Raw genomic sequence first — 15,762 nt, forward strand, 5'->3', positions numbered from 1 at the left:
AATTTAGTCTAGCCAATCTTTCCACATCTAAACGCCTTATTGTACTTTCTACAGTGTCTGTCCTTCGCTAATAAAGCTTCCGTGGCGAATATAGAACCCATCATGCCTTTATTTAAAGGATCCATGATAGCAGAGTCCATACCCGAATAAATCGCTAGGGTCATAAAATTTTGGTTGATGATTTTCCTTACAGGCATGCCAAATGAAATATTACTTAGACCTGAAGTAACTTTGATTGTTGGATAAATCGCTTTGATTTCTTGTATACTTTCTATGAAATTAAGTAGTGAATTATTGTCTGTGGATAAAGCCATTACCAGCGGATCTATATGTATTTTATCTGGAGTAACTCCATATTTTGCTGCTTTCTCAACAATATCTTTTGTAATTTTAACTCTTGTAGCAACATCTTGTGGAGTGCCATGCTCGCTATCACATGTTAATGCAATTACTTGCCAGTCTGTCCCTTCAATGAGGGGAAAAAGGATATCACATTTGTCTTGATTTGTTCCTTGTATAAGTTCTAAATTAACGGAGTTAATAATACCTGGTCTTTTAATTAATGGAAAAACTTCTTTAATAAATAATGGATTAGGGCTATCAATGCAAATAGGTACTTCTACTGCATCTTGTACAATTTCAATAAGCCATTTTAAAGTATCTATTTCTATATCAGGTGTTGTAGATGCGCAAATATCGATGTAATCGGCTCCAGCTTCTGCCTGTTTGATCGCCCGATTTCTTATAAATTCAGCATCCTTTTCTTCAATGGCTTTTTTTACGACGGGTATAGCACCATTTATTTTTTCACCGATGATGATCAATATAACTGCCCCCTACGCTTTCGGTATCGACTGCAAAGTATTCACAATTTTTGAAAAATTATTCACAATCATTCAATGATATTGTAAAACTATTCCTATTTATGTTCTGCCATTATCTTATCAAAAGAGATTTTTATTGTCAATGTATATGTTCGTCTAATACTTAACTTAAAACAAGCTCTAAGGCTGTAAGAACCTACTATTCAAGGTTTTTTTCATGTTAGAAATCTAACCTTTAACATGATACATTTAATACATTTTATAAATTTGTAAAATGACTCAGTTTTTCATCTGTCATTATTTTATCAAAAGAGTTTTTTATTGTCAACATTAATGTTTTCCTTAACTTTACTTAAAATCAGCTCTAAAGCAATAATAATGTACTTTTCACGGTTTTGCATTGTGTAAATTTTTTTTTTATAATATAATACATTTAGCACATTTTATAAAAAGGAGACCTCTATGTCAAAACCTATAACCGTAAATTTTCCTTTACTGAATAAAAGCATACAAACAAACAAAGATTCTACTATTTCGGATGTATGCACCTTAATTGGTGAGCCCCTCAATTTAATCTGTGGTGGAAAAGGCAAGTGTGGTAAGTGTAGGGTGGATATTAAAACAAATGAAAAAACAGAAAGCGTATTAGCTTGTACGACAAAAGTATATGAAAATCTTAATATAATGATTACTAGTCAAGATTCCTCAGCCCAAATTCTTACGACCACTGTACTAAAAGATATACACCCTAATCCGCCTCTAAAATTTTATTTTGTAGATACATCTAAATTAGAAACGTCTATTGGAGAAAGCGACTGGGAAACCCTTTGCACTAAACTTGAAATGGACTTTGATAGACCCTCTATACATATTTTACAAAAAATTTCTAATCTTTTTCACGATTCAACTGGCATAAATCTGGTCGCTTATGATTATGCCATTGTTGATGTCCTACGGGGTGATAAAAATATGAATTTATACGGATTAGCGTTTGATATTGGCTCTACTTCAATCGTAGCTTATTTGTATGATCTAACTACGTACGAGCAATTGGGTATTAGCTCGCAATTAAATAAACAAACTAGTATTGCTGGTGATGTCATTGGACGAATTGAGTATGCGATTAAGGAGCCTAATGGTTTAAAAAGATTACATGAATTAGTAATTGAAACTGTAAATGAAATTATTGTCGAATTCTGTGATAAAAATAAAATTAACAAAAGTTCTATTTATCAAGCAAACTTTTGTGGTAATAGCACGATGCAACATTTGTTTTTTGAAATAAATCCTCAATATCTTGGTCTCGCACCATTTTCAAGTACTACTCATGATGAGATTATTGCTAACGCTAAAGAACTAAAGATTCAAATCAATCCAAATGGAGTTATTACCTTCTTGCCCCTATTAGGAGGCCATGTTGGAGGCGATACAGCAGCAGTGCTTTTGTCCTTACCAAAGGATGAAAAAAATAGGTTGATTATCGATTTAGGTACGAATGGTGAGGTTGCCGTTGGAAAAGACAAATATTATAAAGTTGCTTCTATGGCCTCTGGGCCTGCTTTAGAAGGTTATGGAATTGAGTATGGCATGAGAGGTACTGTAGGCGCAATTGAAAGAGTTACAATATATAATGGAAATATTGTTTACAAAGTCATAGGACAAGTCCCTCCAATTGGGATCTGTGGCTCGGGTATTATCGATATTGTTGCTGAATTACTTCGCAATAACCTCATTAATAAAAGAGGTGCCTTTGTAAATCCAGATGAAGTAAAAGAAGCTAATTTAGCAAATCGAATTATAAGTATCCATAACAAAAAAGCTTTTATCATAGCACATGGCGAAGAAACGAAAAATCGTAAACCTATTGTATTGACACAAGATGATATTCGTCAAGTGCAATTAGCAAAGGCAGCTATTTTTACAGGTTGTACTATGCTTATTGAAGAAGCTGGATTAAAGGGCGAAGATCTTGAAGAAATTCTTATGGCAGGAGCTTTCGGAAATTATATTAATATGGATAGAGCTCAACTTATAGGCTTGATTCCTTATTTTGAGGGAGTTCCAGTATACTCTATTGGAAATGCAGCAGCTACAGGCTCACAACTTTTCCTATTGTCACAAGAAGAAAAAGAAAAGTGCATAGAAATCGCCAAAAATACAATACACATAGAAATTGCTACAAATCCAAGCTTTACGAAGAATTATATGAAGAATACGTATTTGAATAAAGTCGAAATCTATAAACGCTAGTCTTTAGCCTTGGGCTATTTCTCTTAGGTAAAGGAAATAGCCCCTTTAGGGGCTAAAAGACTAGACAATTTATATGTTATTTTTTTTCATTCATCCACTCTTTACAGATATTTAGCCCATGTGCTGCATTTGTAGTAAATGCATCAGACCCAATTTGATCGCTTGCATCTTTGCTTACTGGGTTTCCACCTATAATAATTTTTATATCATCACGTAAGCCTGCTTCTTTTAATCCATCTACGGTCAATCTCATAGCATCTAGAGCAAGTGTTAAGACTCCGCTCAAACCTACGATATCTGGCTGTATTTCTTTTACTTTTTCAACAAAAGCTTCTACTGATTGATCGATTCCGATATCGTGAACTTCAAATCCTTCAGCTTCAGCCATAATTCTAAAGATATTCTTTCCTATGTCATGCAAATCACCCTTGACTGTTCCTAAGACAATTTTACCTTTATTTAATTCTTTGCCTTCTTCACCAAGTATAGGTCTAATCATATCAATTACATCGGCGAGTATCTCTCCAGCGTAAATAAGATCGCCTACAAAGTAATCTCCTCTTTCGAAGCGATCTCCTACAATAGCCATCCCTTCCTGTGCTGCCGTCATTAATTGATCAGCGTCTTCTGGAGTAGGATTAGATTTCATAAAATCTTCTACAAATTGTATTACTGTGTCATCATCCAAATCTCCCATAATTTGTGACAATTTGCTTATATCTATCATCAAAAAACCTCCTTGTATCTAAAAGCCAAATTACGGTTAATTCTATCATTAACTTTAGTAAATTGTCAATTTTAGATTATTTTCTACAAATTTATATTATATTATACTATAAAAAGATAAAACCGAGAACTTAATTTGCGTAATATTCACAAAACATTATATTTTACGAACTTTTTACAATATACCTATTCTACTTCTAAGTTTAACATAAAATTACTACAATAGTCGATAAATCTAAATATTTTATGATATAATATTATCAAAACGAATGACAAGAAGGTGAATTATGAAACCAGAAGCTGTTATTGAAAAGAGAAAAGATAAAATCCCTTATGAATATTACAAAGAAGAGTTTAAAGCCTTAAGCCGCGAATTCATATTAGGCAATTCAGGAGTCATTTTTGACGAGATAGAAAAAGTTTTTAGAGTAAATCTACTAGGTGATATCCATACCGTATCCTCTCTCTCTGGAGAAGTAGATGAAGATAATCCTAATATTAAATACCCTTTAAAGACCTTGATTTTACGATATCTTCTTTCAGGAAAAGATATTAAGGGCACAGGCAAAATGATCAACTATAGAGACGTTCAAGATGGAAATCTATATTACCACAATTTTTATGGTAGGTGCCTACTACGATTAGCTAAAACTTTTAAAAACAAATTTGATCTTTTAGCTATAGCTCTCGAAAAGCTAGATGCAGAATGCCTTGACTTAGGAGATCTCTCCTATAGGGTCATGTTTTTACCAAACATGTACTTAGATATCATCATGTACGCCGAAGATGAAGAATTTTCTGCTAGCGCCCAAATCCTATTTAGCGATAATGTGCCCTTTTATTTTAGCGCAGAAGATCTAGCATTTGTGGGAGATACTATTAACGATAAGCTTGTAAAATTGGCTTACGCCAAGTAAAAAAGCAGCGTTGAGCAACCAACATATAACATTATTATAAAACTTTTACAATACAAAAGGGGGCATATTTATAAATATGTCCCCTTTTGTACGTGTAATTTTCAATTGTCTTAAGTATATAAAATTTGTAATGATTTTATATACTTAAGACTTTATCTCCCCTTTGAAGCCCCGTTGCTCCTGAGCGGATAAATTCTAAGATGCCAAATGGTTCAACCATATCGATAAAGGCTTTTACTTTTTCTTCATCTCCAGTTATTTGCAGGATTAAGCTATTGCGAGCTACATCCACTATTTGAGCTCTGAATATATTAGATATTTGTATGATATTTGATCTTGTAGTATTGTCTGCCTTGACTTTTACAAAGACTAATTCTCTACTTACAGAATCTCCTGGAGTCAATTCGACGATTTTAATTACCTCAATCAATTTATTAAGCTGCTTTTTTATTTGTTCTAATATTTGTTCATCTCCAATTACCGTGATAGTCATTCTTGAGATTTCTTGATTTTCTGTCTTCCCTACGGTTAAACTGTCTATATTGTAACATCTTCTGGCAAATAAACCTGCGATTCTGCTAAGTACGCCAGAGTTGTTTTCAACTAATAAAGATAATACGTATTTTTTCATGTAAACTCCTCCTAAAATGCCGTATATTCAGGATCAATGAGACACTGAATAAGACAAGGCTCATTATTTTCCATAACTTGACTAAATACTTCTCTAAAACGCTCAATAGTCTCTACTTTATAAGCTGGTATAGAGTAGGCTTCTGCTAGCTTTGTAAACTCGATTTCACATTCTAAATGAACACCGCAGTTATGGTTTTTTCCATAAAAGTTATCCTGTAGGCCTTTTACCATACCTAATCGTTGATTGTTAAAGAGAATAATTTTAATACCAATATTTTGTTCTCTTATGACAGCTAATTCTCCTAATGTCATTTGAAAGCTTCCATCACCCATGATACAGATAACTTGTCTTTGAGGGCTGCCAATTTTCACACCTGAAGCTGCTGGCAAGCTATAACCCATGGTTCCAAGGCCTCCAGATGTAAAATAGCTTCGTTTTGCTGTTAATTTGTAATACAGAGCTGCCCATATTTGGTTTAAACCTACATCTGCAACAACACAAGCAGAGTCGCCTGTGATATCGGATATGCTTGAAATAATTTCTTTAGGATTAATAAAATTGCACCCTGGCTGCATATCCATATTAATTGGAAGTGCCTGTCTAATAGATTCAATTTCCTCAAGCCAATTGTCTGTATCTACAGAAATCTCTTTAGTCGTTAAATTTTGTAAAATTAGTTTTGCATCTCCTACGATGGGAACCATCGCTTCGATATTTTTTCCGATTTCAGCAGGGTCAATATCAATGTGAATATACTGTAAATTGCTATTTAATTGATGAATTCTACCAGTAGCTCTATCCGACATTCTAGCACCTATTACTATAAGTAGATCTGCTCTAGAAATAATTCTATTGGAATATTGGTATCCATGGCTACCAACGATCCCTGCATAAAGAGGATTATCTTGAGGAAAGCTACCAAGACCCATCAATGAGTTAATAACAGGTATTTTGTTCTTTTCTGCAAACTCTAGCAATTGTTTTTCGGCCTCAGCTAGGATAACCCCTCCTCCTGCATAAATGACAGGTCGTTGAGAGTCTTTTATTTTATTTATGGCTCTTTTCACTTGGCCTCGATGACCTAATAGAGTTGGTTGATAGCCGATAATATTGATTTCCTCACACTTTTGATACTTTATATTTTCTTCTTGAACGTTTCGAGGAATATCAATTAGTACCGGACCTTTTCTTCCGCTATTTGCAAGATAAAAGGCTTCTTTAAAGACTCTTGGGATTTCGTTTGGATCTTTTATTAAGTAGCTATGCTTAGTAAAAGGTTCTGTAGCACCTTTTATATCTGCTTCTTGAAAAGCATCTGTACCCAATAAATCCGTATTGACCTGCCCAGTAATGACAATCACCGGTATGGAGTCAAGATAAGCCGTTGCTATCCCTGTAATCGTATTCGTAGCACCTGGACCAGAAGTGGCAATGCAAACACCTACTTTACCAGTAGTTCTGTAATATCCACTTGCATAATGAACTAAGGATTGTTCATTACGAACTAGTACATGCTCAATATTCGATTCTCGTATTGCTTCAAATAGAGGTAAAACAGCTCCACCAGGGTATCCAAAGACAAGGTTTACATCTTCTTCCTTTAAACACTTCATAATGATCTTTGCCGCTTTCATATTGGACTCACCCCTTTATGTATTTTTATGTATTTCTAATATGATAATCTAAAATTCATGTAAAGTCAATGATTAACATCATCACAATCACGGATATAAATGGTCAAGTTGTCAGCTTTAAGGTGGCCAGCAAAAGGAAATAATCCACAAATGGTGACAAAAAAGGGACGAAACATTATTCGCCCCTACCTTTCTCGCCTAAAGGCAAGTTTCCGCTTTTTACATTCAGCTTTTGTATTTAAGGTTTTGCTGACAACCTGAGCATCTTTATTTATTATGTGTCGGGAATCTCACTAAATCCGTATGTGGTATAAAAGATGCAGAAATAAACTCGTCCATATAACCTGGATAAACGCTTAATTCAATATAAGTCATATTGTTTGCTGTATCGTCGATATACTCTTTTGCTTTCTTATTGATTAAGCTCATATAGCTACCAGTTAATGAACTGTTTCCAATAAAAGCATATTTATCTTTATCAATATCAGGGAATAAACCAATATTAATGGCGCTATCAATATTAATATGACTTCCAATTCCACCAGCTACTTTAATTTCATTTACCATATCAAAGTCTAGCCCTAAACTTGACAACAAGACATGAGTTGCAGAGTAGACTGCTGCTTTTGCACGAATAAAATTATCAATATCTACTTCTGTAATATAAATATCTCCTGATAAATCGTAATCTTCTTTACGAGCAACTATATATCTGCCTATACCGTATTCATCGAAATGGATTCTGTCCGTATTTTTATCTTTCATAAAACGTCCTCTAGGATCAATAAGTTTTACCCTCTTCAATTCTGAGATTAAATCAATAATACCAGAACCACATAAGCCATAAGGAGCGCATGAGCCAATAATATCTAGTTCAGCTACAAAAGTATTGGGATCAATATGAACGGCTTCAATTGCACCATTTGCAGCTCTCATACCACAAGAAATTTCTCCACCTTCAAATGCTGGTCCTGCTGAACAAGCGCAAGTCATTAGAAAATCCCTGTTACCAAATACGATTTCTCCGTTGGTACCTAAATCAATTAGAATTGAATTCTCGTCACTTTCTCTCATACCTGCAGCTATAACGCCAGCAGAAATATCTCCACCTACGTAGCTCGCTACAGAAGGTGAAATAATAACTAAAGCATCTTTATTTAAGCTTAATCCTGCATCATCTACACGAATATCTATATCTTCTGTACTAGTAAAGGCAGGGATATAAGGTTCTTTTCTAAGATCATCTGAGTGTACTCCTAAAAATAAATGAGCCATAGTGGTATTTGCGGAAGCCGCAAATATCAATATATCCTCTTTTTTTACTTTATGATTATTACATAATTCATTTATTAGAGGATTGATGCTTTCTTCTACTATAGCTTCTTTTAGATTTTTCAATCCATTCTTTTTGGTAGAATATACAATACGATTAATTACATCCGCGCCGTACTTAGATTGAGCATTGGCACAGGATACTTCTCCTAAAATAGTATCATCATTTAAATCAACCAAACAAGCAGAAACAGAAGTAGTTCCGATATCAACTGCAATACCGTAAATTTGAGTATCCCCTTGTGGTCTAATATCTATTACTCGTATGATACCCTTTTCTTCTATATAAATAATAGAAACATTAAAAGCGCTTTCTCTTAAGACATGTGGAATTTTTTTAAGCAAAAAAACACCTATTTGGACATGATCATTGTTTAATTCTTTTGCAACAAACTTTTTGATTCGCGTTACATCTGAAATATTGTCATCTAAATTAGGTTTATCTAATTGAACATTTAAGATACTTAAGTTTCTCATGGAACCATGTTCTCTTGAAAACGCTTCTCTTAAATTGTAATATTTCGCTAAATCCTTATCGGTTCTTTTTTCTACCCGAATATGTGTTACTTCTAAAATGGATTCTTTAGGAACTTCTACAATAATAGGGCCAGTAACGATGCTTTGGCAAGCTAGAATAAACCCTTGCTGTGACTGCTCATCAGTGAGTCTATGACCACTTGCTATTGTGCCAACTTTTCCTTCAATGAGTTTTACCTTGCATTTTCCGCAAGTTCCACTTCCATTGCAAGGTGCATCAATATGTACACCTATATTTCGAATCACATTTATGAGAATATCATTTTCATTTGCTTCAAATATCTTAACCTCTTCAGGTAATCTTAATTCAATTTCCAATATAATTCCCTCCAGTATTACAACTAGCTTAAATAAACTAATGTATTATCCTCTCTGTCTATATTATACAGATTTTGCATTCTGGAAAGCAATGTCTAAATCATTTATATATAAATATCTTTTTGTACTCTTAAGAATGTTTTTAATTATAGAGGACTCTTATCAAACTGTGTTTATAATACACTTGTTTTTTCTTATAGAAAAAGGTGGTTTTAAAACCACCTTTTTTATAAATCATATTCTTTTTTAATGAATCTTACAGCTCTAAGTAAGAATCAGCGTATAATGTATTGCCTAAAATAACGTCAGCAGTTTTGATAGCTTCCATTAATTTTGCATCACATGGGTTTACGATAGCTGAAGTCAAACCAGCTTGCATAGCCATTGCGATCATATAAGCATCCATTATAGGTCTTAATGCTTTTGGTGCACCATTAGAAATATTACTTAATCCACCTGTTGTTTTTAAGCCCATTTCAGTAAGCATAGTAATAGCTTGGAACATTTCTACTTGTTTTTCTTGCATTCCTTTGATTACTAAGAATAATGGGTCAAATAGCATGTCATCAGTATCCATGCCAGCTTCCATTCCTCTTTCAAGCATCTCTTGGCAATATGCCATTCTTTCGTCGTTATCTCTTGGAACGCCTTCTTTACTACAAAGTGCGATAACCATAGCATCATTTGCAGCAGCAAGGTTAATATTGTCTGCTCTTTCGCCTGCATCAGCTGAGTTAACGATAGGTTTTCCTTTTGAACGATTGTACACTTTAATACCAGCTTCAATAGCTTTAGTATTAGCTGTATCTAATGCAAGTGGCACGTTGTCAAATTCATTTTGAAGAATTTGAACCATCCATTGCATAATTTCTTCGCCATTTTTTTCTGCAGGACCAATATTAGCATCTAAGTAAGTTGCTCCACAATCAAGTTGTTCTTTACCTCTTTTTAAAATTGGTGCTGGATCTCTTTCTTCAATTGCTTTTCTAATGACTGGTGAGATACAGTGAATACGTTCCCCAATAACCATAAATTTCGCCATAATAAACCTACTTTCTTAATTTTTTATATTAGACTAGTGCCTATTATTTAAATTCATTAAGGAATTTTGGAAGTTGCATTGCTTCTTCTGGCCCTACGATAATTTCCCAACCTGGTAATTCTTCTTGTAAATCACCTTTTAATACAGCAACTTTACCTGGAAGAACAAGTTTCTTAACTGTTAATTTATCTGCGATGCCAGTTTCTTTAACTGCATTTGCGATAACGCTTGCACCAAATTTACCAGCAGCCCAAGAAGTTAATACTGAGTATCCACCTGCATCAGGAATTAGTAACCATGCTGGTGCTTTTGCACGTTCGATTTCGCCAGATACAACGAAGTATGTAAGAGCAAAGTCAACAGTTAAAAGAACTGGAGAATCTTCTTTAGGGTTAGCATACTCGTAAACTTTAGGTTCAACTCTCATTGGTTTTTGAGGATCTGTGAAGATGTTTTGTCTTAATCCAAAGAAAGGTAATGCTTGTGCATAATTTATGTCATTTACTACGATAATAGAACCGTATTTAAGAACATAAGTAGCTGCTAAAGCACTTTCTAAGTATGGATCTCCACCTGCTAATTCATTTACAAATACGATAGATGGGTAACCAAATACTCTATCTCCACCTGTAATAGCTGTTCTTCTGATTTCAATTGTGTTTTCGAATGTTTTAGCCATGCTTGCTGTGCTAGGATTTAATACTAACTCTTTGTAGTCTGCAGCGTGTGCAGCTTCTACTAGGCTGTACATGTCTTCGACTGTATCAGCAGATAATCCTAATACTGCACCATTGCCTTTTGCAAGTGCTACCATATCATTGATATTATCTTTGTTTGCACCAACTAAAACTGGTTTTGCAGCTTTTACAAGAGCAAGAGCTTCTGTAGCAACAGCAACGTCAGCACATACAAGTACAACAACCTTGTTTAATGCAGCTACTTTTTCAACAAGCTTGATGTATTTATCTTTATCGCCGTCGAACTTAACACTAACTGCTTCTGCATTCATTTGTTCGCCGATTCGTTCGTAATCAACTTTTTGAATATTTGCTATTTTTGCATCAACTACATCATCAGCCATAGAATCAGCAAATTGAACAGCAATCAAAGGTCTGTTTACTAATGTTTTTTCGTGTCTAAATAATACTGTTTCGCCACCTAGTTTTCTTTCAGCGTCACCAGTTCCAACAGTAATTGTTTTCATTGGTGGAGCTGTAGCCTCTGCAAGTTTTTCTTTTGCTTCGTCAGATATATGTGGACACTTTCCAATTTCTACTGCACCAGATGCTACTTTCATAGAGAATGCCATACAAGTAGGGAAACCACATTCCTTACAGTTGGTTCTTGGTGTTAATTTAAATATTTCAATTCCACTTAAAGCCATTATCGTTATACCTCCTTAATGTAAATGATTATCCGATTATACCTTGAACATAAGTTTTCATTGTTTCTAAAGATTTTGGATGTCTTAAAATTACTGCGTCAGATCCTGAAGCGATACAAGCAGAAGCAGTAGAAATTTCCATGTGGATACCTCTTTCTTCTGTTGAACCCCAATCTGGAGCATCTTCTTCTGATGCGATTGATTCTTTAACAGACCAAGCTTCTGTAGATACAGGAGTAATGATTGGCATTTGTAATGTCACATCATTTTGACCTAGTGCAGCTAAAAGAATTCTATCCATAGTAGAAGTTACATACTCAAAACCATAACCTACTGTAGCAGCACCAACATTCATGACAATATCTTCTTTCTTTACGCCAAGTTGGGTTAAAAGAATGTTTAATTGTTTTGCTAAGTTGATATCAACTGAAGACTCAGCACCTACTTTTTGTTTGTAAGCTAATCCAGCTGCAGCTCCAACTGTTTTGTAGTTATCTTCTGTTGCAGAAACTACTAGGATATTTTTTCCTTCAAGAGCTTCAGATACTGCTTTAAACACTTCAGCATCCTTCTCAACGTTATTGCATCCACCAATAGCTAGTGGAAGAGAAATGCTTTCGGCAACTTTCTTTGCTAATTCAGCACATTCTGCAGCGCTTTTATTGTCTCCAGATGGGTCAGCACCTATAAATCTTAAGTAAATGAAGTCTGGAGCATATTTTTCTTCTACTAATTTTGCCCAAGCAGAAGCGTCGTTTTGAACATCGCCATAAATACCATTAAAAGCGTCAATCCAATCTGTTGGTGCAGTGTCAAGAATTTCTAATCCTAATTTTGGTGTTTGGCCTTCTGCTCCATCAAAACTATGTAGTGGTAATGCAGTTCTTCCACCGATAGTTATGGCTTTGTCACCAGTACCAATTACTACTTCACTAATCTTTCCATTATACTTTTTTGCAACTTTGTTGTAAGCCAATGTGTGAACCTCCTTTTAAATAAGTTCTAGTTTATTTAGTATATCTTTTAATGCCTGTTTTGATATAGAATCATCAGGCATTTGTACTAACGGGATACCTTTTGCATCATATTCTGAAATCGCTGGATCTAATGGCACAACACCGAGTAGATTCAAGTTTTGATTTTGAATTTCCTCCATAATGGAATCTGTCAATTCACCATTTGGCGCTTTATTAACTATTAATCCAACTTTTGGAATATTTAATTTTAATTCTTCTGCAAGCACTTGAATTCTACCAACAGCTTGTATGCTTCTTCTGGAGTAATCGCTTACTAATAATAACAAGTCCATATTCCCTACAGTACCTCTGCTGATATGTTCCATACCTGCTTCATTATCGATTATAACATGGTTATAGTTCGTTGATAATTTTTCTATTTGGCGCTTCAAAATACCATTAACAAAACAATAACAGCCTTCTCCTTGAGTTCTACCCATGACCAACATGTCAAAACCATTACCTTCACTAACAACGGAGTTTAACTGATACTCTAGATATTCATTTTTTGTCATTCCTGCAGGTATTTGCGTCCCTCTTCTTTCAGCCCAGTTAGCTTCTTCTCGTATGCTGCCAATATCTTGTTCTACATCAATTCCTAAAACTTCATTAAGATTAGAGTTGGAGTCCGCGTCTACTGCTAAAATAGGACCTTTACCAGCTTGAACTAAATAATGGATAATCAAACCAGTCAAACTAGTTTTACCAGTACCGCCTTTCCCAGCAACGGCAATTCTTTTGTACATATTTTTGCCTCCTTATTTTGTAAAATGGTGTATAGTGCACCTTATGTCAATTTTATAATTAACTCTCGCAAAACAACATTATATTAACCATATCTATTATAACAAATATTCACCCTAATAGACAAGTTTTATCTGCATTTTTACTATATTTTAATAATACATTTTAATACAATATTTTTGTTTTTTTTTGCTTGAAATAACTAACGGGTCGCTGCACTCAGCGACCCTATAGCCAAGACCTTCTTGAGGTCAATTAATTACATTAATGGATCTAAAGTCAAGGCTGGATGTCCTTTTTGTTGTAAGAATTCTAACATGCTTTCAGAATCTGTAGCGATTGTTTCATCACAAATCATATCTGAGAAATTATCTATATCGTATAATTCTTTAGCTGCTTTATTTAATCTTTCAGCCACATCGTCTTTTAATTCTTTTGGCATCCAAACGATTCTTGCGATACCGCCTTCAGCGCTCATGAATTTCTTAGAAGCGATAAAATGTCTACCATGACCCATGAATCCTGGAGTTTGAACTCCACCACCAGTCATAGATGCTAACTCACCAAATGTCATTCCTACTGGTGTTGAATCAGAGAATTCACGATTTACAATAACTACGCCATTTGCTTCTGGTACAATACCACAGATACACTCGAAGCAACCACATGAAGTCATTGGATCTTCAAGGATAGAGTACATTGATACTCTAGAAACAGCACCTTGAGAGATAGATTCTACTGCAGCATTCATAGATTTCCAGATACCTTTTACTTCGTCTTCTAAACCTTCTTTAAGTACAGGTTGAGCAGATCCAGTTGGGTCTAATTCTTTTGTAGCTTTAGCATCTAACCAGCTTACTGCACCACAAAGACCTAATCTTTCAGGTGTTACGATACAAACGTGTGCTGGAGCAAAAGATTGACATAAAGAGCAAGAGTAGAATGTATCTACGCTTTCGTCTGTTAGAGATTCTAATCTTTCATCTCTAGCTTTGTATCTTGGGAATGCTATTTCTTCTTCTAAAGCAGCTACTTTATCAGCGTCAGTGTAAATTGTAACTTGGCATTTATCTACTACTGTATCAAATTCGTCTTTCATTTTAGCGTAGATAACTTCACCAATATGTTTTAATCTGAAGCCTTTTTCAAACGCTTCTTTTCCAATACGGATCCAAGCGATATTTCTTTGTCCTATATGCATTACGCCTTCTGTGTAGTTCATGAAATAGTGCAATCTTCTTTCTAATACTGGTTCAAAGTCAGATTGCATTGCTTTACCAGCTACATCTACAACAATAGCTAATGGCAAATTATAAGGAATTTTATCAGCAGTGTCAATGTCTGGTCCAATCACTTCGATTTTATGATCTTCTACTTCATTAAGGTCTTTCATTCGAACTAATTCGAATGCTTTTGTCTTGTTTCCACCAAACTCAGAGTGCATATCAGCTTTACGGATTCTTTCACCTTCAAAAGCTGAAGCTACGCCAACTGGTACGTCGATTTTTGTAACTTTGATTTTAATTTCTCTTGCTTCTAACGAAGTAGCAACTGTTTTTTCGTGATCTGGTTGGTATAAAAGTAGTGTAGGAACTTCTGGAACTGGAACATCAAGAACACATGGGAAGCCCAATTCAATAGCAGCAGCACCTGCAGAAACTAAAATTTCATTGATATCGCCAAATACGTTTACAAATGCTTTTACTCTGTTTTTAGTGTATTCTTTATGTGCTTGTAAATCTCCAGGAGCAACTGCACCAAAGATTAAACTTGCTCTTATTGCTACTGATACAGCGTGAATTACAGCAGTTAAATCATATCCTAATGGAACAACACGTAGGTCGAAGCCCATTTTTACGCCTTCTTCTAAACATTGGTCGATTACTTTACCAACTAAGAAAGTAAGAAGACCTTTTTCTTGATATTCTTTTACGATTTTAGCAGCTGTAGCGCTATCTTTGCATTCTCCGATGATAACTGGTACACCAGGAATATCACCTGTTACCAAAGGTACACCAAGAGATCTTACTTGAGCATCTGATAAATGTCCTTGGATTGGAGCTTTGTATGGTTCATCATCTAATACGTATTTTAATGCTTCAATAATTTCTGATGCTACAGCTGTGCCAAGACCAGCAGTTAAAGCATCTTGTAAGTGAGTTGTTTCGTTGACTAAGCTTTTTGCTATGCCTACTGCAGCTTCTAATTCACCAAGTGTAGTGATTTTTTTGCCTGTAGCTGCATAAATTACTGGCAATGAATAAGCTGTATTTGGAAAGCTTACGCTAAAATCTTTGCCCTTTTCATCGATTGCCTTTTGTACTAATTGACCTGCTAGTTCTACTGCTTGGTTTGCACCTGTGTATATGACCTTAAACAGATTCATTCTGCTTATCCTCCTTTT

Annotated in this window: 12 protein-coding genes; 2 read left to right on the top strand and 10 right to left on the bottom strand. The window is 34.8% G+C overall.

The window, feature by feature from the left end:
- Positions 1 to 8: 8 nt before the first annotated feature.
- Entirely contained in the window at positions 9 to 824 is an 816-nt protein-coding gene (locus Q7P22_RS08670; protein ID WP_303863208.1) for a methyltetrahydrofolate cobalamin methyltransferase, read from the bottom strand.
- 462 nt (positions 825 to 1,286) lie between these two features.
- Between Q7P22_RS08670 and Q7P22_RS08675 the strand changes: the two genes are divergently transcribed.
- Positions 1,287 to 3,074, top strand: coding sequence for an ASKHA domain-containing protein (locus tag Q7P22_RS08675; RefSeq protein ID WP_303863210.1), 1,788 nt, complete (start codon positions 1,287 to 1,289; stop codon positions 3,072 to 3,074).
- A gap of 76 nt (positions 3,075 to 3,150) precedes the next feature.
- Here the strand turns inward: Q7P22_RS08675 and Q7P22_RS08680 are convergent, their stop codons facing one another.
- The gene (locus Q7P22_RS08680; protein ID WP_303863213.1) at positions 3,151 to 3,801 is read right to left on the bottom strand and encodes a B12-binding domain-containing protein; all 651 of its coding nucleotides are present in this window, start codon (positions 3,799 to 3,801) and stop codon (positions 3,151 to 3,153) included.
- 286 nt (positions 3,802 to 4,087) lie between these two features.
- Here Q7P22_RS08680 and Q7P22_RS08685 point away from each other — a divergent pair, with 286 nt between their 5' ends.
- Complete coding sequence (locus Q7P22_RS08685; RefSeq protein ID WP_303863216.1) at positions 4,088 to 4,717, top strand: DUF3786 domain-containing protein; 630 nt, start codon at positions 4,088 to 4,090, stop codon at positions 4,715 to 4,717.
- A 136-nt stretch (positions 4,718 to 4,853) separates the two neighbouring features.
- Here Q7P22_RS08685 and ilvN read toward each other — a convergent pair whose 3' ends face one another.
- The 8 genes from ilvN to acsB form a co-directional block, all read right to left on the bottom strand.
- Complete coding sequence (gene ilvN, locus Q7P22_RS08690) at positions 4,854 to 5,348, bottom strand: acetolactate synthase small subunit (RefSeq protein WP_303863219.1); 495 nt, start codon at positions 5,346 to 5,348, stop codon at positions 4,854 to 4,856.
- An 11-nt stretch (positions 5,349 to 5,359) separates the two neighbouring features.
- Complete coding sequence (gene ilvB, locus Q7P22_RS08695) at positions 5,360 to 6,985, bottom strand: biosynthetic-type acetolactate synthase large subunit (protein WP_303863222.1); 1,626 nt, start codon at positions 6,983 to 6,985, stop codon at positions 5,360 to 5,362.
- Positions 6,986 to 7,252: 267 nt separating this feature from the next.
- Positions 7,253 to 9,172 carry a corrinoid activation/regeneration protein AcsV gene (gene acsV, locus Q7P22_RS08700; RefSeq protein WP_303863225.1) on the bottom strand — a complete coding sequence of 640 codons (1,920 nt, stop codon included), beginning with the start codon at positions 9,170 to 9,172 and terminating at the stop codon, positions 7,253 to 7,255.
- Positions 9,173 to 9,428: 256 nt separating this feature from the next.
- Complete coding sequence (gene acsE / locus Q7P22_RS08705) at positions 9,429 to 10,214, bottom strand: carbon monoxide dehydrogenase/acetyl-CoA synthase methytransferase subunit (protein WP_303863228.1); 786 nt, start codon at positions 10,212 to 10,214, stop codon at positions 9,429 to 9,431.
- A gap of 43 nt (positions 10,215 to 10,257) precedes the next feature.
- Positions 10,258 to 11,598 (bottom strand): acetyl-CoA decarbonylase/synthase complex subunit gamma, encoded by a 1,341-nt coding sequence (gene acsC / locus Q7P22_RS08710; RefSeq protein WP_303863231.1) that lies wholly within the window; start codon positions 11,596 to 11,598, stop codon positions 10,258 to 10,260.
- 28 nt (positions 11,599 to 11,626) lie between these two features.
- On the bottom strand, positions 11,627 to 12,574 hold the full coding sequence (gene acsD / locus Q7P22_RS08715; protein ID WP_303863234.1) for an acetyl-CoA decarbonylase/synthase complex subunit delta: 948 nt from the start codon (positions 12,572 to 12,574) through the stop codon (positions 11,627 to 11,629).
- Between the two features lie 15 nt (positions 12,575 to 12,589).
- Entirely contained in the window at positions 12,590 to 13,360 is a 771-nt protein-coding gene (locus tag Q7P22_RS08720; RefSeq protein ID WP_303863237.1) for a carbon monoxide dehydrogenase accessory protein CooC, read from the bottom strand.
- Between the two features lie 257 nt (positions 13,361 to 13,617).
- Complete coding sequence (acsB, locus tag Q7P22_RS08725; RefSeq protein ID WP_303863239.1) at positions 13,618 to 15,744, bottom strand: acetyl-CoA decarbonylase/synthase complex subunit alpha/beta; 2,127 nt, start codon at positions 15,742 to 15,744, stop codon at positions 13,618 to 13,620.
- Between the last annotated feature and the right edge of the window lie 18 nt (positions 15,745 to 15,762).

Origin of the sequence: Alkalibaculum bacchi (assembly GCF_937875145.1) — a bacterium.
Classification (GTDB): Bacteria; Bacillota; Clostridia; order Eubacteriales; family Alkalibacteraceae; genus Alkalibaculum; species Alkalibaculum bacchi_A.